Genomic DNA, 21812 nt, shown 5'->3' with positions numbered 1-21812 from the left:
CTTCTAGGAACAGATGCAGAGGACATGCCATCACTGGTGGCAACGATAACATGTCATGTGTGTTGTTTTCCTCAGAGATTTTTGGGGTCTTGGGGGAGCTTCCCTTTTAGGGTGTAGGGAAAAGGAGGCAGGGGTGAAGGATTGTACCTATGGCTTGTCGGTCGAAAGTTTCTTTCCGAGGCGACGTGCCAAGCGTACCATGCCAGGGGAACGGTCATTCGGGTTCAAGAGGACGTTGAGAAGGTGAAGCTGGCTTCCGTCCGCAAAGGCGGCGGCGAGACCCTGTTCAAATTCTCTTTGCGTGCTCACGCGTGACCCTTTGCCACCGCCGATCAGCTCGCACACCCGTTCATACTGCCATTCATGGACATCGTTGAAAGGACCTTCCAGAATTTCGCGTTCTGTCGAATAGCCTCGGTTATTGAGCACGATGACAATCGGAGCTTGCCCATACCGCACGCAACTGGCCAATTCAGTTCCGGTCATCTGAAACGCACCGTCTCCTACCAGGACGATAGGTCGCAGGCTCGGGTCGGCAAATGCAGCGCCCAAGGCTGCAGGCACAGCGAACCCCATCGACGTGTAATAAGCCGGTGATAGAAACTCAAACCGATGGCGCACGTGCAGATCGGCCGCCGCGAAGAGCGACTCACCCACATCGGCAATGACGACGGTCTTTTCGGTGAGGACGGTATCCAGATGTCGGAACAGCCCCTCCAGCGTGACCGGCGCATCCAAATTCAGAACCGACGAGGTTGCGACGGACCGAGTCGGAAGCGTGCGTGGAGCATGAGAAAACGAGGGAAGCGGAGATCGTACCAGGCCCTGGACAAAATCCTGGAACTTGATCGATTCATACCGATGGTGCTTGATGGCGACACGATCGGCCGTGGCATGGATCGTTCGTCCTTCAGACAGCAACGGCGATCGTGCATCCAGGTCTTCCACATCGGATAAAACAGATCCCAGGATCAACAGACAGTCAGAGTCGTTGATGAACGCCTGGACTTCTTCTCGGCCGATGAGTCCACCGTACACGCCCACATAGAGGGGATGATCTTCCCGAATGATCGATTTGCCGAGCAAGGTGGAGGCGATGGGAATGTTGAGGCGCTCGACCAAGCGCGCCAAGTCGTCCTGTAACCCGAAGCGGCCGACTTCGGCGCCGACGAGCATAGCCGGCCGTTTTGCCGACGCCAGCATGATTCGAACTTCGCTGAGCGCTTCTTCCAAGGCGGCGGGGTCGCTCGGCGTATCTTCGATGCAGATCGGCTTCATTCCCCCAGTCAACGGACAGTGGACCATATCGCGGGGGATTTCGATATAAATGGGGCGGCGGTAGCGAAGCAGGGCGGCAAAGGCTTGATCCATCTCGCGCTCAGCAGTCAGGGGATCGTCCAGAGTGACCGCAGCCACGGTCATCCGTTCGAAGACCTCTCGCTGAGTGGAAAAATCTCGGACCATGTGATGTAAGTAAGGGGTGCGAGTTCGTTCAGACAGACCTGGTGAACCGGTCAGGAGGACGACCGGCGACCGTTCGGCATAGGCGCAGGCAATGGCGTTGACGGTATTGAGCCCACCGACACAGTAGGTCACACAGACTGCCCCGATCCCGTTGATTCGGGCATAGGCGTCTGCCGCAAACCCGGCACAGTCTTCTCGCGTCGTTCCCACATGTTTAATCGGTGAGGCTTCGATCAATTGATAGAGGGAGAGGACGTAGTCACCCGGAATACCGAAGATATGACGAACGCCGAGGCGATGCAGTCGGTCCAATACGGCAGAACCAATAGTGGCTTTGTCGCCCATTCTTCTTTATCCTCATGCAGAATGTGAAATGTGTCATCCTCAGGAAAACATACTGGCCGGGGTTCGTCAAGCAATGAGCGTGTGACGTTCGAATTGATAGCAGCCGGTCCGTGACCATTCACGTAATAGAGTTCGTAACATCATGGTATGGGAGAACAGATTATGACGTCCATGGCCCACGTCCGCCTCACTTCACTCCGCGTCCCGGAGGGGCGGCCTCTCTGGCTCTTTGCCAATCATGTTGGGCCGCTTGTCGGTCAGGCAACCGCTGGAGACTTGGTCGATGTCCTGACCCCTACTGGACAATTTTACGGACGTGGCCTCTACAACCCTGCTTCGAAAATCCGCGTTCGTCTCCTGACGTTTGAGGATGAGCCCATTGATGAGACGTTCTGGCGGGGCAGAATCCAGCAGGCGATCCGCTTACGGCAGCGCGTGGTTGCGCAATCCAATGCCTATCGGCTGATCTATGCCGAGGGCGATCGACTGCCGGGGTTGATCGTGGATCGCTACGATCAGCTGCTGGTCATGCAGTGCCTCTCCTTCGGCATGGATAGCCGGAAGGAACTCATCGCGGACGTGCTGATGAAAGAATTGAATCTGACCAGGGTCTATCTACGGAACGAGGCCAAGAGCCGGCAACTTGAAGGTCTGCCGCTCGAACGGAGGTTTCTCTGTGGCAGCGGCCCGACACAAGTGGAGATTCAGGAAGGTTTCGCGAAGTTTCTCGTCGATGTGGAGAAGGGACAGAAGACCGGCTGGTTTTGCGATCAACGGGAAAATCGGTTGGCGGCGGCCAAGCTCGCGGCAGGAGCGGACGTGTTGGAAGTCTTCTGCCATACCGGCGCGTTCGGCATTCATGCCGCGCTCGCCGGAGCCGTATCAGTGGAGGGCCTTGATGTCAGTCTAGACACACTGGCCATGGCCAAGACGCAGGCTAGGATGAACAAGGTGGAGGATCGCTGTACTTATCGCCAAGCCGATGCGTTTGAAGAGATGCGCAAGCTGGTGAAGGAGGGGCGACGCTATGACCTGGTGATCCTCGATCCTCCAGCCTTTGCCCGGAGTCAACAGGCCTTGGCTGGTGCGTTGACGGGGTATAAGGATGTAAATCTACTGGGCTTGAAGTTGCTGAAGCCGGAAGGATTTCTCGTCACCAGCTCCTGCTCCCATCCCGTCTCCGAGGCAGATCTCTGGAAGAGCATCCGCCTCGCGGCACGCGACGCCAAGCGAGATATCCGGCTCATTGAACAACGTGGCCAAAGCGCCGACCATCCCATCCTGGCCAGCATGCCGGAGACGCGGTATTTGAAGTGTTTTATCGTGCAGGTGTTTTGAACCGCTCGGGAGACGCTTGGGGAATTCTACATTTGATCATCCTTACCTCTATCACTGCGACGAATGATTCGAATGACAAATGAATAAAAGGTCCACCCACCGACAAAGTACCATGCAACACCAGCAAGATAGAACGTCGCTTGCACCATAATTCCAAGCAATGTGCTATCGCAGTTGCGAGCGTGTAAACCACCACAGACGAAGACGGCAGGAATGAGTGCCGGGTATATGAGAAAGATGAAAGCAAGTTCAAGAAGTTCTACTCCTTGCTTGGGTATGCCGCTCGGCATAGTGGCAAGGAATGCACAGGCAAGAGTTGAGTGATATATGATGTACGCCCACCCGATCCGCCTAAGAAGATTTTCTCGTGCCTTTGCTAATCTTATGAGCTTCCGTAAGAAATGCATTCGTCCATTTCTCCAAGCTCAACGCGAAATCCGAGATCTGACTTTGTGCTCATCGAAACATATGCATTCCTGACCTGCCAATAAAAACAGAAAAAATACAGAGTGCCTTTTGTCGCTATCGCGCCATAGCTACAGAGAAAGAAACAAAAACGGTACTTGGAGTATTTTTAAAGGTTACTACGCAAACCGTCAGTACGCGACCGCGGTTCAGTTGTCCATGCCTACACCGATCACGATGAGCAGCGCATAGTCCTGCTTCGTGCAGCCCTCGACCGGAAGCATTGTGGCTCCAGGCGCAACGGGCAACGCTGCCTGCTTTGCGTGAGTTGGCGAGTAGGAGCCACCCACCGTTGCCGGTGCATAGCGTGCAGAAAGGCAGGTCAGGTAGGTCACGGCGAAGGGTGTTGCACCTTGATCGAGCTCTCAGCGTCTGTCGTCATGAGTCTTCTCTCTGGCCGCCAGTGTTGCTCCTCAATCTTGAACTCACACTCAAATTGATGAAAGCCAATAATCGGCTATCTGGATGCAGGGGCTTAGCCACATTTCACCATGGCATCTAATGCCATTTATTGCCATTTCTCGCCATCTGTGGCATAGTCGAAAAGGTACATGACTGAAGGAGGCACCCGATGCAGAGCATGAACATTTCGCTGCCTGATCCCTTGAAGCAATTTGTCGATGGGCAGATCGCCCAAGGCCGGTATAGCAGCGCGAGCGAATATGTGCGGGAACTCATCCGGGCCGATGAAAAGCGCAAAGCCGAGGACGAGCTGGAAGCAAAATTGCTAGAGGGATTGAAGACCTCAAAAGCAGCATTGACGGCGGCAGATTGGAAAGAGTTTCGCGCCGAGGCTTTGGCAAAGGTGGCTGCCCGAAAGAAGCCGCGCTGATGCTGACGGTCTACCAGCACGCGGCGGCCAGGCGCGAGCTGGTCGAGCAATTTGTGTATTTCGTAGAAGAGGCAGGGCTGGACACGGCAGAGCGGTTCCTGGCCAGTGCCGAAGCGAGTTTCAACGATCTGGCCTGTCAACTGATGATCGGCGCGCCGCTGACGCTGCGCCATCCTGATCTTGCCACCATGCGCAAGTGGCGCATCAACAATTTCGAGAGCAATCTGATTTTCTATATCCCACACTCGGATGGTGTCACCATTGTGCGCGTGCTGCATGCGGCACGAGACTGGTGGAGCGTATTGGGAACCAAAGCTTAGCAGGGTAGGGGAAGTTCTTGCTTGAACGAAACATCCGACGCTTAAGCGTGAAGTAAATGGGAGTCTTGTGTTGATAGCCTCAGGTCACTTTATTTCAATTACTCTTTGGCCGCGCCGTTTCCGACTTTCAGCTTCTACCTCTCAGCGAGGAGAGAGTCTTTTATCGACACCGACACGCTGGCGCATCGGGCAACGCCGCCTGCTTTGCGTTGGACGGTGAGCATGGCGTACCCACCGTCGCCGGGGTCTAACACGTGGGACGGACGGTTGCTCCATGAGCAATCCGAGAATGCAAAGTGTCCGTCCTCGTTGCCTCGGTTTCTTACTGCGCAGCAACGGTCTGGGACTCGCGGGCTGCCAGACTCTTTCGTCGATTGCTGGAAATAGTGCGGTCGATGATCGCCCCGCAGTTGATGCATTTCCAGGCATAGAACACGAGAAAGAAATCCGAGAACCGCTCTAACATCATCATCCCTTTACATTTCGGACAGTCCATAGCTCCCTCCTAAGGTGGTTACGGTCACAGCTACCACCAAGGTGGAGCAAGAACTGCGCCAAATGTGCAGATGTCGGTATTCCAAGGATTTCGTAGATATGTATTTAAACTTAGCTAAGTATTGTTAAGTTATTGACGGTTCAAGTGGGATCAATCCGTCAATGTCTTGTCAGGCTGTGCGTAGAGAATAGGAGCGGGAATCTTTTCTCGTCGGCCATGCATCACGTCTGATGCGAATAGCTCTATCTATGCTGTTCCCGACTCTTCACTGAGTGGGAGGAGATGCACTGGGAGGTTTCCGGTAAGCCGGCTGCGTGCACTGTCGGTGCGCCACTGAGGCTCAGTTTCCCACGCCTATACCGATCACGATGAGCACGGCATAGTCTTGCTTCGTGCAGCCCTCAACGGGAGGCATCGTGTCTCCTGGGGCAACGGGAAATGCTGTCTGCTTTGCGTTGGCCGGCGAGCATGAACCGCCAGCCCTCGCTGGTGTATAGCGCGCGGAACGGCAGGCCAGGTGTGTCACGTCATGGAGCGTTGCGTCTTGATCAAGCTCCCAGCGCTGGTCGCCATGGCTGTCGGCGGGATGAATCGTCAGCACGGACGTCACCTTGCGGGCGCCTGTGACCAGGTATTTTCCGGGAGGGAGTGGAATAGTCGGTTGCTCCATGATTAAGCCGTGTTCCTCCAGCCACCAGGTTGTCTCGTCGAATTGCCAGCGTGACGGGGCGACGCCACCGGCATCTTTCAACGATTGATAGTGGTTCAACTTCACGCCTCGAGGACCTGGGTCTCGCGGCCATAAACCCCACCATTGCGCGCCGTTCCCGGAGGTCGCGCCTGGCTCACCCAACGCGGCGATGTACTGTGTCGAGCTACGTTTGAACTTCGCTTGGCTTCCGCCTGCAGCGTCTACCGTCTGAGCCAGGAAGGAGAGCGTCACCAACCACAGGATTCCAATGCAGGTGCGGCGAAGGAGATACTCCGTCCTCTGGTTCCACGGTGGCGTATCACTTCGCGATATCGGCGTGCTCATCCCAATCATGTCGAGTGGTGACATCATCGTGGGCCCCTTCTGTTCAGGATGGGTCGTCACCTGCGAGATTCTCGCCATCGTCCAGTAGGCTGTGTTTCGACATGGTGGGCAGCGGGTTGGGATTTGCCGAGAACGGTGTGCATTCAGCCTTACATGGAGTCGGATCGGCGGCTGACTCACCGAGTCAGCCGCCTTCCCTGAGGATTATTGTTGTTGAATGGCCGAGAGCAGCCACTGTCCGTCTCGCACGCGCATGAAGGTCCAAACTTCACAGGATTCTGACGGTGTTTCGTCACTGCCTTCAATGAGAGAGTCCGCTTGTCCACGTGGGATGGTCGTGGAGATGGTGTAATCACAAGCGTTCCAGCGGAGGTCCACGGTTGCATAGTCCATCTCGCCCTCGGACCAGGCTTCACGCACGTCTCCCTTGAGCAACTCCACCGCTTCCACATGATTCTCTACGCCTCGGCTATGGTTCTCGGCCAAGGCGGTACTGAAATAACTTAGTATTTCTGGTGTCACACATCGTCGCAAAGCCGCGACATCCTGTGCACTCCAGGCGGATTGAATGTCGGTCAGCAGCTGTTGGAAGGTGGCTTTATCTTCCGTCGTCACGGTGTAGGCCTTCGTGTCTTGCTCATCCGTTGTCTGATTGGCTGAAACGTCCAGGAGGCTCCCTCTTGCGGTGGTGCCGCGCGACAGTCCTGTGAAGACCGGTGCTGGTGTCTGCTTGGATCTTCTGAAGAAATACAGTGCGCCGGCTCCGATGGCCATGAGGAGGAGGATGAGTCCAAAGGAGTTTTCCGAAGGAGATGCTGTTCCCGAGCCCGACTCTGTGTCGGTCGTCTTCGCCGTGCTCTCTGTCGCACCGAAGAGCATATGGCCGATCCATGTCCCGGCCAGACCACCGGCGATTCCCGCGAGCAAGGGGTTGCGTTGCCACCATGACGGCGACGTGGCTGGAGCAGGTTGGCCCATCGGACGGTTGGCCGCTGTCGGCGGTGGCGCTGTCGATGGTTTGGCAGTGGTGGATTGTTCGATGGGCTTGGCGCCGTTGTTTTGATAGGTGCGGGAACCACGGCTGCCCATGCTTCCATAACCTCCGCTTTGTGAGCCGCGGGAAAATCCGCCACCCCCTCCACGAGCTTTGGCAAATGATAGCGTCGGTGCTCCGATCAGCGAGGCGATGAGACAGACTGAAATGAGGTGTGAACGTTTCACCATGAGTGTTCCTTTCACAACAAGATAACGCCCTGATACGTACAGGTGCATAGTAGCAGTTTTTGATCGAGAAAACCTGAGATTCGTCACCTATTCCGGGAAGACAAAGGCGTGAAACCGGTTTTCACCGTTTCGAATTTCTGTCGGTTTGGTTTGCACCGCACGATAGGAATCTCCTACAATCACGTGCGATGTGATCAGCCTGGTTATTCACGAACAGGTCGTGTGCATCGTATCAATTGTTCTCATCTGTGTGAGGAGGCTTCATGGATTCAGATTTGGTGGCACAGCTTGGCCCGCTGGCTACGCTGGCTGGTGTGTGGGAAGGCGACAAGGGAACGGATGTGGCTCCGTCGGATGATCGGGGAACGGAAGAGAACAAGTTTCGCGAGCGGATCACGTTTGAACCGATCGGACAGGTGCGTAATCATGAACAGGTGTTGTATGGCTTGCGTTATGCGACGGTGGTGCGACGAATCGGGGAAGCTGAGCCCTTTCATGAAGAGGTCGGTTATTGGCTATGGGATGCAGGCGAGCGACAGGTGCTGCGCTGCTTTATCGTACCGCGCGGGGTAGCACTGATTGCCGGGGGCACGGCTGAGCCGGATGCCACGACCTTTTCCCTCTTAGCGGAGACAGGGTCTGAGACCTATGGAATTTGCTCGAATCGCTTCCTCGTGAAGGAATTTAAGACGGTGCGCTACGAATTGACGGTGACGATTCTCGACAAGAAACGATTTCACTACCGAGAGGACACACACCTTCAGATGCCGGGCCGGTCGGATCTGTTTCATCATACGGATGAGAATACGCTGATGAGAGTGGCGGGATAATCGCGCGAGGTCTTCATCTAATCAAGCCGGGGACCCCGCTAAGGGGGCTATATATGGACAGACCGTGCATTCCTTACAATGGTGGTCGAGCATGAGGGATACGGTTCCATTATTTACAGGCTCACAGGCAACGCTCTTGACGCATTTCTTGTCGTCACCGAAACGTCCTAAAGACACGTTGACCTATCCTCAATTGGCTGGGTTCTTGTTCAGCCTGGGGAATGGGCCGGAGTTGATTCCACCCTCGGAATGGATTCCACTCGTCTTCAACGACCAGGAGGCTCAGTACGAGACCAAGGACGAAGCGGAGCAGGTACTTCAGGCCATGATGGCACTCTACAACGAGTGCATCTGTGAACGAACAGGGGGAAGTGTGTCGCTTCCACCAGGGTGCGAGATCAGACCATGGCCGCTGGATAACCTGAGTGACGATGCGCCCCTGAGTCAGTGGGCACAAGGATTTGGGATGGGGTATGACTATCTAGCGGAGGTATGGAACGAGTACACGCCTGATGAATTCGATGAGGACTTCGGGGCGTTGCTGATGACGCTTAGTTTCTTTACGTCGCTGAAACTTGCCAAGGCCTACCATCAGGAAACAAAGGGGAAGGGGAGTCTAGAGCAGTTTGCCCAAACGGTGATTGAAATCTTCCCCGAGGCGATGCGCGAGTATGCCCATCTAGGGCGTGCCATCTATCAAGCGCGGCTCGAAGCGGGCGATCTCGATCTGGCGCCCTCGAACCACACGAAAATCGGGCGCAACGATCCTTGTCCTTGCGGGAGCGGGAAGAAGTTTAAGAAATGCTGTGGTGGGACAGGCTCCGGCCCTGTGTTCCACTGATCCGCACTGTTCCAGGAGGTGTGATGCCTGGAGCGTTCGGGCAGACACGGTAGCGTGTTTCGTTTATACTCGGCTTATGTCAAATCCTTCGGGGTCGTCTCCCTCTTTGTCGGCCGAAGGTCGGCGGACGTTCTACGAACGCCATCGTTCCCTGGCCTTGTTCATGATTCTCGTCGTGTTCGCGGCCCCGTTTGCAGGACTCTACGTGGCCGGGCTCTTCGGTGCGGTCGTGGGGGTACTGGCCTCTGCCGCAGCCTATCTACTCATCCCCTACCTGTGGAACTGGCTGGGTGAGTGATGCGGCCTAGTTCCTGGCGCTCTCGGTCAATCCATCGCATGGCGGATGATGCAGGTCCACCACCGTGGGGAACATGAGCGCCGCGAAATCCCAGTATCGCATGCTGATCGCCTCCGAGTGCGTACCGCCTTCAAAGACAATCTCTCCGTCCTGCGCGAGCGACCGATCCACATAGACCGGAAGTCCATAGAGCATCCCGAAAGGCGGCATCGCACCCACCTCACAGTCGGGGAACAGCTCCGTCATCTCCTGCTCGGTCGCCAGCCGTACGCGATGAGTCCCAAACATCTTTCGGAGGCCATGAAGGTCGACGGTCCATCTTGCCGGCAGGACGGTGGTGACAAAGTGCTGTTTCACCTTCACGATCACGGCCTTGGCCATTTGCTGTTCAGGCACGTGAAGGGTTCGCGCGACCTGAAGAGCGCCACATGTTCGAGAGTGCGGGAGCACCTCGTAATGAACATGTTCGCGATCGAGACGAATTCTGAGAATTTGAGGAATCGGCATGGCGTACCTCCAGTAGACGCAGATCTCCAGGCAGAGCTCTGCTGGTGGACGAGCAAGACTGTCTATAGGGCAGCGAGGAGAGACGAAGAGTTGAGTAGAGGCTCATGACCACGACTCCTCGTAGATCATGACGACCTGAAGCACAGCGCGATTATATCTTCTTTGGAAACAAAAGCAAACGTGTTCTCACCGATCCAACACTCCTCTGCTTGGAAAGATCACTGGAGGAGAGAGCAGGTGGTGCTGGGCAGTCTCAAGCGGCGGCAGCTGGTTGGCACTTCGTCTGCTGCAGTCGATTGAGCCCATCGAGAGCCGCGGTGCGATAGCACTCGGCCATCGTGGGATAATTGAAGACGTTGTGGACGAAATATTCCACCGTTCCTCCATACGTCAGCACCGATTGGCCGATATGGATCAGTTCGGTTGCTCCTTGGCCGATGATATGAACTCCCAGGAGCGTATGTGTGTTGCGGTGAAAGATCACCTTTAAGAGACCGTGGAGCTCTCCGCTGATGTGACCGCGTGCCATTTCTCGAAAGAAAGCCCTCCCAGTGGCGTGAGGGATATCTGCGGCGGTGAGGTCCTCTTCGGTCTTTCCGACCATCGAGACCTCCGGAATGCTGTAGATGCCGTACGGGATCACCTTGATGTCATGCGCATCGGGGATCTGAAAGGCATGACAGGTGGCGAGACGGCCCTGTTCCATCGCAGTTGCGGCGAGTGCCGGGAACCCAATAACATCGCCTGCCGCATAGATGTGTGGGAGCGCGGTTTGGTAGTGAGCGTTGACGGGGAGTTGTCCCTGCTGGTCTGTGTCCAACCCGATGGCCGGGAGATTCAACGCTTCGGTGTTGCCGATCCGCCCCATCGTGTAGAGCACCATGTCGGCCGTCACAGTTTCACCATTGTGGAGTTGAACGGCCGGGCGGTTCGAGTCACCGATCACCACATTCAGATGCTCCTGCCCCAGCCGTATTGCCACGCCATTCTCCTCCATCTGCGTGGCCAGTGCTGCTGCGATTTCCTGATCAAGAAACCGCAACATCTGGTTCCGGCGGTCAATGAGCGTAACCGTGATGCCGAATGCGGCCAGCATCGACGCATATTCAGTTCCAATGACACCACCACCAATAACGATGATGCTGGTGGGATGCTTCCTGGTGCGTAAAAAAGAGTCCGAATCGCAGATCATCACATCGTCGAATGGGATCTCCGAGGGGCGACGTGGTCGCGACCCTGTGGCGAGGACGATGATCGAGGCGCGGACCTGATCGGCGGTTCCATCCGATCGCGTCACGTTCAATGTATGCGAATCGAGAAAGCTCGCGGTGCCCTGGAGAATCTCGATCTTGTTGCGCTGTAATTGGTGCCCCACGACACCGACCTCAGTTTCGATGACCTGGTCTTTTCGTGCCATCAGATCAGGGAGAGTCAACCGCCGCGTGAGCTCTGCCCCCAGTTGGGGCAAGCCTCGACGCCCTAATCCGTGAAGGTATTCAATAGTGTCTTTGAGGGTTTTGCTGGGTAGGGTGCCGGTGTTCAACGAGGTACCGCCCAATTGGTGGGCCTTTTCGATCAGGACCACCCGTTTCGATAACTTTGCTGCTTGAACCGCTGCTTTCTGACCGGCCGGGCCACTGCCGATGACGACCATGTCATATGATCGCATGAAGTATCTCCGGTAGTTCTTCTGTGGTCTGCTGCACGTACGATAACGTGGAGCCCCCCGCTCGCCAAGAAAATAGCGGATGTGTGAAGCTAACCTCAGCGAGGCTGATCGGCGAAATCCGCTCTCCAATCATGCCAAGGCAAACGGGAAACACATTGTGAGGCGGTGCCGACCTCTTGCATAGGTGTCGGACAGGTTGTAAGGTGTGTCTCTATGGCTCAGCTGTGTGCCATTTCTAGACATTGTCGATGCCTTCTGGGGATCGGTCTTATGGTCGGCATCAGTTTGGGCGAGCCGCTTCCCTATGCGGGTGCGGCCGGTGACCGTCTTCCCATGCTCGGATCCTCGGATTCCGGAACGATGCCGCCGACTGCCATCGTCACGGAGATGGATAAGCAGTGGCTGCCGTCGGGCTCGATACCGGGAAATGGTAAGGTGCTCATCCGGACCCTTCCAAATGTGTCGAAACAAATTTCGGTGGGAGGAACGACGCTGGTACCCTATTTCGGCGCGGGGTTCAGGGGAGGCTATGCCACCGAGTTTGATCGCTTGATCAGTCCGGCGCTGTCTAGTCCATTATCGTCCTCCAATTCCACCGATGTCGGACTCAGAAGCTTGGCCGGACAAATGGTCCCGAATGAAGTGCAGGTCGGTATCCGGTTTCCATTCTAATCAACATCCATTCCGATTGCCTCACGTAATAAGCCTACGGCTGCTCTCCTAGCACGGCGGATGAAGAGCCGAGGAGTAATCGTGCAATTATGTTCGGTTGCGCTCGGTCTGAAAACATGGGATGCGCGATGGGGCATGCCGATTGGCCGAACGTCGCCTGGCTCAGGCAATGGTTGTGATTGGGGAGTTTCGAGAGGCGATCAAGTCGGTGAGAGAAACGCGCTGAGGATCGTCTAGGCGCGGAGGCAGACCACGACGTAGGCAGGGAGATTGCTGCCTACGTCGTCTCCTGACACGGTCATTTTCCCACTTTCAGCAGCCAGCCATCCGCTTTGTCGCAGCCACCGGGGCCTTTGGCGAACACGTCGAGGCGAATATAGCGCCCCACCGCGCTCTCCGGCAGCTTGCCTTTGACCAGGTTCCCGTTGTGGATAGGTTTCACCGTGACGGGGACTTTTTCATCCTTGATCTTCACCGTGATGCTTGACGGAGGGGCGGTCTTGGATACAAGAAACGAAAACTCCGATTTCGGTGCGACTTCCACATTGTTCTTGTCAACGGAGAACGCAGGAGGCGTGAAGGCGGAGAAGATCACCTGGTTGCAAGGATCCGTACTACTTGCGCCCGGGCTGGCGTCGTACGCCCACACGGTACCGACTGTGCCGCAGAGACTTGCTGTCATGATGAGCTGCAAGAGTGTTCGTGATGTCACGGGTCTACCTCTCTATAATGATGATGGTGAATGATCAGATTGGCGTTGACGAATCGGCACTATTGTAACGCCTGAGAGAGAAATTACAACCCCCTTTCCCATCCAGGCCTATTCCAAGGGCGCTGAACTTGATATCTGAACATCTCGATCTGATTGAGGTTATCGGCGCACCGCCGGTTTTATCTAGGGCGATGGGCGTCTCCTATTTACGCCATCGAGGGGTAGGTATTCGGTTTGGCTCGTAGGATCTGAAGGGCGCTTCGATACCGGTCCACCGGTCCTTATTCCCCCTCTTTTGCCCAGTTACAACCTGTAGGTAGTTTCAGGCAAAGTCCATCCGGCCGGCGCTGGTGGCCTATGGGGAGCACGGGTTCTTGACAGCGTATCGACCGCCTTTTAGACTCACGCACCCATCTCATTAGGAATACAAATGCATTGGGAGTATCCCACGCTGTTGTCATCTACTCGGCTGTTTACCCACGACAAAGGAGTGTGAACCGATGAGCGAACCGAACACCACCATTGCACTCAACGTCCGCTTGAAACCCAGCGAGACGTCAGCCCATCCACGTGCGACGAATTATACGAACGTTGGTGTGGCCCAGGGGATCGCGTATCTCGACTTCGGCTTCATCGAACCGGCGCTGCTGGCCACGATTGCAAAGACGGCCAAGGACGGTCAGGCCGCGCCGAAGGGGTTGGAGGGTCACCTTGTCACCCGTGTGGCCATGGACGTGAACGCCCTGGTGCGATTGCACCAGCAGATTCAGCAAGTATTGGGTGGGCTCGGTGCGGCGCAGAAGGCAAAGGCGAAAGGCTGAATGGGAGTAGAGGCACTGGCGGATTGTATAGGGCGCAATGGGCAAACCTTGGGCAACAGGCAAGAAAAGTTGAGAGGTTGGAGCATGCAGCGACTGTGGTTGATTGTGATATTCGCTATGGTGATTGTGAGTCCGCAGTTGGCGACTTCGGCAGATAAACCACCTTTCGTTCTCAAGGATTCAGGGTTCCAGACAAGTAGCCAGCACCGTCTCTACTGGCTCGATAATGATCGCGTGATGTTCACGGGATATGAGATCAACCTCGAGAATATAGACAAACGAGGTCAGTATGCACGGGAGCAGAACATCTACATCTGGGATACTCGCGAGAATCAGCGAACAGTGTATGTGAAGAATGCCAGCCTCGGTTGTTATTTCCGCGGCTACATTGGTTACTCCATCAGCGAGGGTCCATCGAAGAAAGGACCGATGGGGGAGGAACGGACGTACCTCGATGTTCATTACTCGAAGGAAACCTGGGAGGGTGAGCCACCGGAGTGGGAGGAAGGGGTAAAGCACCACCCGATCACGTGCAAGGCTTATCACTCACGAGGGCTGCGAGGTGACTATGTTGAGTTATTGCCTGAGCATGGATACCTAGATGTCCGACGTCCACGCGACCTTCAATCTGGCAAGGATTTAGCGGTTCTCTGGCATCGACCTGGCACGAGCTACGCAATCCCACTACCAATTCTAAAGTCAGAAGTGGATCCATCGCACATCCATTACATAACCTTTCTAGATTCTTATTTCATGTATGGGTGGAACAATATTGCCAAAAGAGAAGTTGTTCAGCCCCAAACCTACTGGTTTATGAAGCCCGATGGAAGTGTAACTAGGCATGAAGTCTTAGGACATTTTGGAGGCTGGACAAACGCCACGCCAACACAAAAAGGACTTTTTGTTATTACTAACGCCATAAACGTTCATAAGTCGCTAGATCCCGGTGACGCGGGTGCCTATTGGGTTCATCAAAATCAACTGCAGAAAATCAGCGGGGGTATGATAGCCAGCTTTACAGCATCTCCGGATGGCTGCAAGGTGGCATTTGTACGTGATCCTTTTGATGCCAAAAATCGAGAGCTACGTATCACTCTAAACATCATAGACGTGTGCAAAGGAACATAATCATGTTTGTAACACAGCAACTCAATGAGTTAGCCAAGCTAGCGCTAATCGCAAGCGATGCTTCGTATTTCACCGCATCACTTTCGGCGCCGCAATTCCTTGCTCCACTTCAAGATACCCCCACCTACAACATTCTTCCGGCCTATACCATTGCTCAAGGCTTCGAGAAACAATTCGAGCGCCGTAATGATGCCGTTGGATTTAAATTTGTAACCTACAAGAACACAACAACAAACGAAGTAATTGTGGCCTTTGGTGGAACCGATGGTTCAGACCCTGTCGATTGGACTGGCAACACAGCATTGGGGTGGAATCAGTGGGTCGCGGGACGGGAACAAGTATTTGCTGATCTACGATTGATGACTGATTCAGAAACCAAAATCCATTTCACCGGCCAAAGCCTCGGCGGCGCCTTGGCACAGTATGCGGCCTATGAATGGGTTCAAAAGAAACTGACGACTACGAATCCGCTGGATCCTGAGTTCCTCGCTGACTTTAACAAGCAGAATGTGAGCTTAACCACATTTAATGGGCTCGGAGGATTGAAGGGGCTGACGGATCATGGTGGCTATGATCCGACTGTTCTGCAAGGTCTCGGTCTCTCCGGCCACTTCTATGTCACCAATGACATGGTTTCCCGCTTCGGTGGCGGCCATGTGGGTGGCGATACCTTCTTGCTCGATTTCAGGTCCGATAGAACCAACGATCTGGGTCACCAGTACGCCTATGGGCTGATCGATGCACATCGGATTGAAACCGGGTTTTATGACAATCTGCGGCCCGGCGCGCTGCTGGAGTTTCAAGTATCACCGGGTACAAGCCCGATTGGGTATCTCAATGTGGATTCGGTGCAAGAGTACGCTGCCTTGCTTGGTAACCTCCTCAACAATCAGAATCTTGGATTGGTTGAATCTCGATTTAGGCTTGTCGCGGCAGTCACGGCGGGGTTGACCATCGGTTCGCCTAGTAGTGTTAATGCGGTGACCCAGGCGCTGCTGACAAGCCTCCATGATTCCGGCGATCTGAGCGATAGTTGGTTCCAGCGATTCACCGGAGTCAACTGGGGTGCCATCTTCACCCCCACCCGCCCCGTGACCGGGGCCCTTTCCATTCTGAGCACTCTGGGTGCCGTCTTCACAGACGCGGTACATGGGGCAGCGAGCGGGATGTCCACTATCTTCCAAGCTATCGGTGAGTATGTCGGTGCTGGATCGCGTCCTGATATTACGATCCTACCTCCACCAGGGAATGTTTCAAACCTTGACCTTCAATTTGAAATTTTGATGGCCAAGTTGGGAGCTGCTCCACATTTGGCAGAGCTCACCGCCAGTCTTTCCCCAGGACTTGATCCAGAAGTGCTGGCGGCACAGATGTTGAGTGGAGGTACTGATTGGTTGGCCAACACGCTGGAGTTTATACGGTCACAAGCTAACGCGGCAGGACAACCCCCGGTGCAATTAGCTGAAATGACCACGCAGCTTGCGGCCGCAATCAGTCATCGAATCGATGCGTTTCAAGACATTGCACCGCAGGACAAGGAACAGCTTGTTGCCCAGTTGAATACCTTCACGCATGAGACAGCCGCTGGTTTCGCCAATGCGTTGCCTGACTTCGTTCAGAAAATTTCCAATGTGGCCTTCAATCTTGGCCAAGCGATCAGTGATTTCGCTGATATGCAATTGATCGATCAAGCGTGGGCTGCTGAGTTGAATGACCCTCGGTTGTCCTCTTCCACGAGAACCGCATTCGAAGACGCACGAGAGGTCTTTCAGCGCGCCGGCCAAACGGTCGTGATCCAGGAGGGTATGGGGCCCAACCCGTTTGACACCACGGGCTTTAATCCCAGTACCGCGCCGCCGGTGCCGCTGACCATGACAGAGGGACAATCCCAGACGCTCACCATCTACTTGCCTTTCGCGGCACAAACGGGCGGCCAGCACCTCGAACTGACATTGAATGGCCCAGAGGCCAACGCGTTTGCGCTTCGGACCACTGATGGTGAACTCACGTTGCAGAATGGTGGATTTGTGGTGGTGGTTCCTGAGGGAACGCGACAGCTTACCGTGCATCTCTGGGCCAAAGAGCCGGTGAGCAGTGCGAGCAGTTTGTCTCTTTCTGCGCAATTGATCACCGCGGCGGAAGTCGCCACGCATGAGCTCGATGTCGAGGGGGCCATTGCGCTCGCCGACGTGGGCACCATTCCAAACGGCGACTTGCCGCTGATCGATTACTTCAATGGCCAGCAGTCGGTCACGTGGGTTGGCGACAACGACAGTAATGAGCCGAGTTTCAATGCCGGGGCCAATCATGTGGCGTTTGGCAATGGTGGGTTTGACATCCTAGATTTCTCCCAGGGTGTGGCGCTGTTTAACCATCAGATCTATGGCGGGATCGGGAATGACGCGCTTTTGGGTGGAGAGGGCAAGGATCGTCTGTTCGGGGAGGAAGGGTTTGATTTTCTCAGCGGTGGAGGTGGGCAGGATATTCTCTACGGAGGCGATACCGGAGACCGGTTATTGGGGGATTCCACCGATCCATCTCTGGTGAACTCCGTGCCAGGCAATGACTACCTCGATGGCGGCTTGGGCGACGATCGACTCGAGGGGCAGGCCGGTGACGACACGCTCTATGGCGGTGTTGGAAACGACATGCTCTTTGGCGATGATCATGTGATTTATGTCACCCGTCCCGTGGGAAGAGATTATCTCGACGGTGGAGATGGCAATGATTTCCTCTTTGGTGGCCGTGGCGATGACCAGCTTGTCGGCGGGCCAGGGAATGATCTTCTGCGCGGGGATAATAAGTTTAACGATGACCCCGATCTGATTTTCACTCGTATGCCCGGCAGCATGGTGTTGTCGCCGACCACCGCTAATGCGTTCGTGGTCGGCGACGGTGGTGCGGATTATCTTGATGGTGGGGACGGTGATGACACTCTCCTCGGCGATGGCGGGGATGACATTCTTCTTGGCGGGGCCGGGAACGATCGCCTGTATGGAGACGAAGAATTCAATTTGCAGACGGGAACAAACGTCGGGAATGACTGGCTTGAAGGTGGCGCGGGGAATGACGAGTTGTTTGGAGATGAAGGTGAAGACGCACTCTTCGGAGGAGAGGGGGATGACTTTCTGCAGGGCGATTACGTCAATGAAGCGGGCTTCTCGGATTATCTCGATGGTGGAGCGGGCAACGACGTGTTGGCGGGGGTCTGGGGCGAGGATGTACTCATCGGTGGAGATGGGCAGGATCTTTTGGCGGGTGGGGATGACTCCGATGTCCTCAATGGAGGCGCAGATAACGACAGACTGTTCGGTGAACAAGGCAACGACGTCTTGGATGGTGGAGATGGTGACGATCAGCTCAGTGGTGGTGAAGGAGACGATGAGCTGGATGGCGGAGATGGGGTTGATGTTCTTCAGGGTGATGACGGTGAAGATCTTCTAACCGGGGGCGCGGGCAACGATCTGCTCTTGGGTAATGTGGGTGATGATACGATTTTTGGAGAAGAGGGCGACGATGAACTTCAGGGAGACAGTGGCAACGATCTCTTAGCCGGTGACGCCGGTGACGATACGATTTTTGGTCAAGCGGATGATGATGATCTTTTTGGGAATGAGGGTCACGATACTCTGTGGGGTGGGTTGGGCAACGACTTGTTGGATGGGGGTGCGGGAGATGATGCTCTTGTTGGGGACGATACAGATCTCGTTAGCGTATTCGGCTGGGCCGATATTTTAACGGGTGGGTTAGGGAACGACTATCTTGGCGGCGGCGGCGGTGGTGATACATATCTCTTCAACCCTGGAGATGGCTTCGATGTGATCCGCGATTTTTCCGGTGAAGGCAATCGGCTCATCTTTGGAGCCGGCATCAGCGCCGGTTCGCTCATTGTGGCGGTGTCTCCGAATGATTCGCTCGTGATTCGAACCGGTAACAGCAGCGATGCCGTTGAAATTCTGAATTACGGCACAGCCAACCTTGATGGATCACACCCGATTGACACCTTTGAGTTCTCGGATGGGACCGTTCTGACCTATGCCCAACTGGTCGTCAATGGATTGGGAATTTCCGGAGGATTTGGTGCCGATACGCTGTGGGGAACTGCGGGTGGGGAAAGAATTTTTGGCGGAGCCGGGAACGATATGATCCTTGGCTTGGACGGGGCCGATCGGTTACTCGGCGAGGATGGCGCGGATCGTCTCGACGGTGGGAGCGGGCATGATGTGCTCTCAGGTGGGAGAGGAGACGACCTTCTGATTGGTGGGGCTGGGCTGGATACCTATACCTTCCCGGCCGGCGGGGGTATCGACCAGATTCAGGATACAGCGGGTGAAGGGAATCGATTGATCTTTGGAACGGGCATTTCGAGTGCAAATCTCACCTTAGGGTTTCGGCAAACGACCGTTTCCGGAGGAGATGGAGAAGAAGAAGCAGGGGGAGATCCTGGCACCGTTGTGAACTACTTGGTCCTGCGTACCGGAGGGCCTGGTGATGCGGTAGAGATTCAATGGTTCGATCCCGGCAACCAGTTGGCGTCGCTCGCAGTTGATCAGTTCGTGTTTGCGGACGGAACGATCCTCACCTCCTCCCACCTGCTGGCGGATGGATTGGAACTAGTAGGGACAGCCGGGTTCGACACTTTGGATGGCCAAGCGATCTATCGCCGGATTCGAGGGCTTGCCGGCGATGATCTGCTGATCGGTGGGGTCATCGACAATGTGATTGATGGGGGTGATGGGCGTGATGTGCTTCTCGGAAACGAGGGAGTCGATCAGCTCTCCGGCGGGACTGGCGACGATGTGCTTCGCGGTGGTGATGGCAATGATGTGCTGGTCGGCGAGGATGGGAGTGACTCCCTTGAAGGTGAGTCGGGTGACGATGCGCTCGTCGGTGGTGTCGGTGACGATCAACTGAACGGTGGCGAGGGCAGCGATACGTATCATTTCAATCTCGGAGATGGATTTGATTCGGTGTTTGATTCCGGTTCTAGTGCTGATGTCGATACGGTGACGTTTGGGAGTGGAATCACGTCCGATTCGATCTTGCTCTCCTCGCAGTTTGGACAGATCGTGATCACAGTGGGTGCTGGTGCAGAGGGCATTCTGTCAGGATCGACCTTCGATGTCTTTGGCTCGCAAACGATCGAGCGATTCCAATTTGCCGACGGCAGTACCCTCGCCTATGCGGACCTTGTGGCCCGTGGGTTTGCGATCGATGGGACTGAGTTCGACGATGTGCTGTTCGGTACGAACTTGGCCGACCGCTTTCGTGGCGGGATCGGCAATGATCGATTGGAAGGTGGCGAAGGGAACGACTCCTATGTCTTCAATATCGGAGACGGGATCGACTGGATTGCTGATACTGCGTCAGCCGGTGGCGGGAATGAAGTCGTCTTCGGTTCCGGCATCACGGCATCCAATCTCCATCTCGACCTCGTTGCTGATGAATCCAACCAGACCGCCAGCGATCTTCTCCTGCGAGTCGGCACGAACGGGGATGCGATCCAATTTGACACGTTTGATCGAACCAACCCATCCGGTGCTCGTACGGTCGAGACCTTCCGTTTCGCAGACGGCAGTGCACTGACGTATGAGCAACTGCTCGCACATGGAATTGATCTGTCTGGTACGGAAGGAGATGATCACATCGATGGGACTGGTACGGTTGACCGAATCAATGCCGGTAGTGGGGCAGATGTGCTGCGGGGCGGAATGGGAGACGATCAGCTCGATGGAGAGAGCGGTGACGACCGGCTGTTGGGTGGGCAGGGGAACGACACCTATCTGTTTGGTCCTGGATCTGGTCGAGATACGATCGTGGAAGTTCAGGGCAACCAGGATGTGATCCGCATGGCGCCTGGCGTGGCCCCTGCCGATGTCGTGGTGACTCGGCAGAACAATGATCTGATCTTGAGCCTCAACGGCGGCGCAGATCAATTGACTGTCTCCCTGTATTTTCTGGCCCCGCCGCTGCACATCGAGCAGATTCAGTTTGCCGATGGGACGGTGTGGGATGCCTCGGCGATTCAGGAACGGTTGCGCCCGACGATCATCGGGACGGTGGACCACGATACGCTGGTCGGAACGGAAGGAGATGACCGCTTGCTCGGATTGAGCGGAGACGATCAGCTCGCCGGTCTTGCCGGCCATGATGAATTGGATGGCGGAAGCGGGGCTGATCAGCTGATTGGAGGGTCGGGCGATGACCAATACCTTGTCGAGGATCCAGGAGACCTGATCACCGAGCTGACGAACGAAGGAGTCGATACGGTTCTGAGCAGTGTGACTCGCGCACTCGAAGCCAATGTCGAGAACCTTACTCTAGTTGACCCTTCGACCGGCTCAGGACACATCAACGGGACCGGCAATGAGTTGGATAACATTCTGACCGGGAATAGCAGCATCAACGTGCTCACTGGTGGTCTGGGGAATGATACCTATGTTGTGAGTGAGGGCGATCGCGTCGTCGAGTTGGCCGGCGAAGGAACGGATACCGTTCAAACGGGTAGCCATGCCACTCTGGATGCCCACGTTGAAAATTTGACACTGACCGGCAGCGCATCCTTTCGCGGAATCGGGAACAGCCTTGATAACGTGTTGCACGCTGATGGATCTATCAGTGTGCTGGTTGGCAGCGATGGAATGACACCTATCTGATTGGGCCGAACGGGGATGACGATATCTTCGTTGAAGAGCGGCGACAGGTGGGATCGATACGGTCGTCGCTGCGCACGACTATCGATTGCCGGCGAATATTGAGAACCTGACGCTCCTCGACCTCGCATCCCCGACGTTGCGAGCTTCACACTCCTCCC

18 protein-coding genes are annotated in these 21812 nt (G+C 55.4%); 10 read left to right on the top strand and 8 right to left on the bottom strand.

The window, feature by feature from the left end:
* Positions 1-147 precede the first annotated feature (147 nt).
* Entirely contained in the window at positions 148-1809 is a 1662-nt protein-coding gene (locus tag IPM58_14725; GenBank protein MBK9308296.1) for an alpha-keto acid decarboxylase family protein, read from the bottom strand.
* Positions 1810-1971: 162 nt separating this feature from the next.
* Between IPM58_14725 and IPM58_14720 the strand changes: the two genes are divergently transcribed.
* On the top strand, positions 1972-3147 hold the full coding sequence (locus IPM58_14720; protein ID MBK9308295.1) for a class I SAM-dependent rRNA methyltransferase: 1176 nt from the start codon (positions 1972-1974) through the stop codon (positions 3145-3147).
* Between the two features lie 614 nt (positions 3148-3761).
* On the opposite strand, the gene IPM58_14715 is transcribed toward IPM58_14720, so the two are convergent.
* Positions 3762-3947 (bottom strand): hypothetical protein, encoded by a 186-nt coding sequence (locus IPM58_14715; protein ID MBK9308294.1) that lies wholly within the window; start codon positions 3945-3947, stop codon positions 3762-3764.
* 236 nt (positions 3948-4183) lie between these two features.
* Between IPM58_14715 and IPM58_14710 the strand changes: the two genes are divergently transcribed.
* A complete protein-coding gene (locus IPM58_14710; protein ID MBK9308293.1) occupies positions 4184-4444 on the top strand; it encodes a type II toxin-antitoxin system ParD family antitoxin in 261 nt (86 codons plus the stop codon).
* The gene (locus IPM58_14705; GenBank protein MBK9308292.1) at positions 4444-4764 is read left to right on the top strand and encodes a type II toxin-antitoxin system RelE/ParE family toxin; all 321 of its coding nucleotides are present in this window, start codon (positions 4444-4446) and stop codon (positions 4762-4764) included. Before IPM58_14710 ends, IPM58_14705 begins: the two co-directional genes overlap by 1 nt.
* A 322-nt stretch (positions 4765-5086) precedes the next feature.
* On the opposite strand, the gene IPM58_14700 is transcribed toward IPM58_14705, so the two are convergent.
* From IPM58_14700 to IPM58_14690, 3 genes are all read right to left on the bottom strand, one after another.
* The gene (locus tag IPM58_14700) at positions 5087-5260 is read right to left on the bottom strand and encodes a hypothetical protein (GenBank protein MBK9308291.1); all 174 of its coding nucleotides are present in this window, start codon (positions 5258-5260) and stop codon (positions 5087-5089) included.
* A gap of 340 nt (positions 5261-5600) precedes the next feature.
* Complete coding sequence (locus IPM58_14695; GenBank protein MBK9308290.1) at positions 5601-6323, bottom strand: hypothetical protein; 723 nt, start codon at positions 6321-6323, stop codon at positions 5601-5603.
* A gap of 177 nt (positions 6324-6500) precedes the next feature.
* A complete protein-coding gene (locus tag IPM58_14690) occupies positions 6501-7520 on the bottom strand; it encodes a TIM44-like domain-containing protein (protein ID MBK9308289.1) in 1020 nt (339 codons plus the stop codon).
* A 263-nt stretch (positions 7521-7783) separates the two neighbouring features.
* On the opposite strand from IPM58_14690, the gene IPM58_14685 reads away from it, so the two are divergent.
* The 3 genes from IPM58_14685 (at position 7784) to IPM58_14675 (ending at position 9489) form a co-directional block, all read left to right on the top strand.
* Positions 7784-8350 (top strand): FABP family protein, encoded by a 567-nt coding sequence (locus IPM58_14685; GenBank protein MBK9308288.1) that lies wholly within the window; start codon positions 7784-7786, stop codon positions 8348-8350.
* Positions 8351-8441: 91 nt separating this feature from the next.
* Positions 8442-9191, top strand: coding sequence for a UPF0149 family protein (locus IPM58_14680; GenBank protein MBK9308287.1), 750 nt, complete (start codon positions 8442-8444; stop codon positions 9189-9191).
* 106 nt (positions 9192-9297) lie between these two features.
* Complete coding sequence (locus tag IPM58_14675) at positions 9298-9489, top strand: hypothetical protein (protein MBK9308286.1); 192 nt, start codon at positions 9298-9300, stop codon at positions 9487-9489.
* Positions 9490-9495: 6 nt separating this feature from the next.
* Here the strand turns inward: IPM58_14675 and IPM58_14670 are convergent, their stop codons facing one another.
* Together IPM58_14670 and sthA are read right to left on the bottom strand one after the other, a co-directional pair.
* Positions 9496-9996, bottom strand: coding sequence for a YbaK/EbsC family protein (locus tag IPM58_14670; protein MBK9308285.1), 501 nt, complete (start codon positions 9994-9996; stop codon positions 9496-9498).
* A 253-nt stretch (positions 9997-10249) separates the two neighbouring features.
* Positions 10250-11665 (bottom strand): Si-specific NAD(P)(+) transhydrogenase, encoded by a 1416-nt coding sequence (gene sthA, locus IPM58_14665; protein ID MBK9308284.1) that lies wholly within the window; start codon positions 11663-11665, stop codon positions 10250-10252.
* A 213-nt stretch (positions 11666-11878) separates the two neighbouring features.
* On the opposite strand from sthA, the gene IPM58_14660 reads away from it, so the two are divergent.
* Positions 11879-12337: a hypothetical protein gene (locus IPM58_14660; protein ID MBK9308283.1), complete on the top strand. Its 459-nt coding sequence runs from the start codon at positions 11879-11881 to the stop codon at positions 12335-12337.
* Positions 12338-12635: 298 nt separating this feature from the next.
* On the opposite strand, the gene IPM58_14655 is transcribed toward IPM58_14660, so the two are convergent.
* On the bottom strand, positions 12636-13049 hold the full coding sequence (locus IPM58_14655) for a hypothetical protein (GenBank protein MBK9308282.1): 414 nt from the start codon (positions 13047-13049) through the stop codon (positions 12636-12638).
* Between the two features lie 500 nt (positions 13050-13549).
* Between IPM58_14655 and IPM58_14650 the strand changes: the two genes are divergently transcribed.
* The 3 genes from IPM58_14650 (at position 13550) to IPM58_14640 (ending at position 21654) form a co-directional block, all read left to right on the top strand.
* Positions 13550-13870 (top strand): hypothetical protein, encoded by a 321-nt coding sequence (locus IPM58_14650; protein ID MBK9308281.1) that lies wholly within the window; start codon positions 13550-13552, stop codon positions 13868-13870.
* An 84-nt stretch (positions 13871-13954) separates the two neighbouring features.
* Positions 13955-14998, top strand: a complete 1044-nt coding sequence (locus tag IPM58_14645; protein MBK9308280.1) for a hypothetical protein — start codon at positions 13955-13957, stop codon at positions 14996-14998.
* Between the two features lie 2 nt (positions 14999-15000).
* Positions 15001-21654 (top strand): DUF2974 domain-containing protein, encoded by a 6654-nt coding sequence (locus IPM58_14640; GenBank protein MBK9308279.1) that lies wholly within the window; start codon positions 15001-15003, stop codon positions 21652-21654.
* The last annotated feature ends 158 nt before the right edge of the window (positions 21655-21812 follow it).

The sequence above is a fragment of the Nitrospira sp. genome (genome assembly GCA_016715825.1).
GTDB lineage: Bacteria > Nitrospirota > Nitrospiria > Nitrospirales > Nitrospiraceae > Nitrospira_D.
This window is presented reverse-complemented; position numbering and strand designations above follow the sequence as displayed.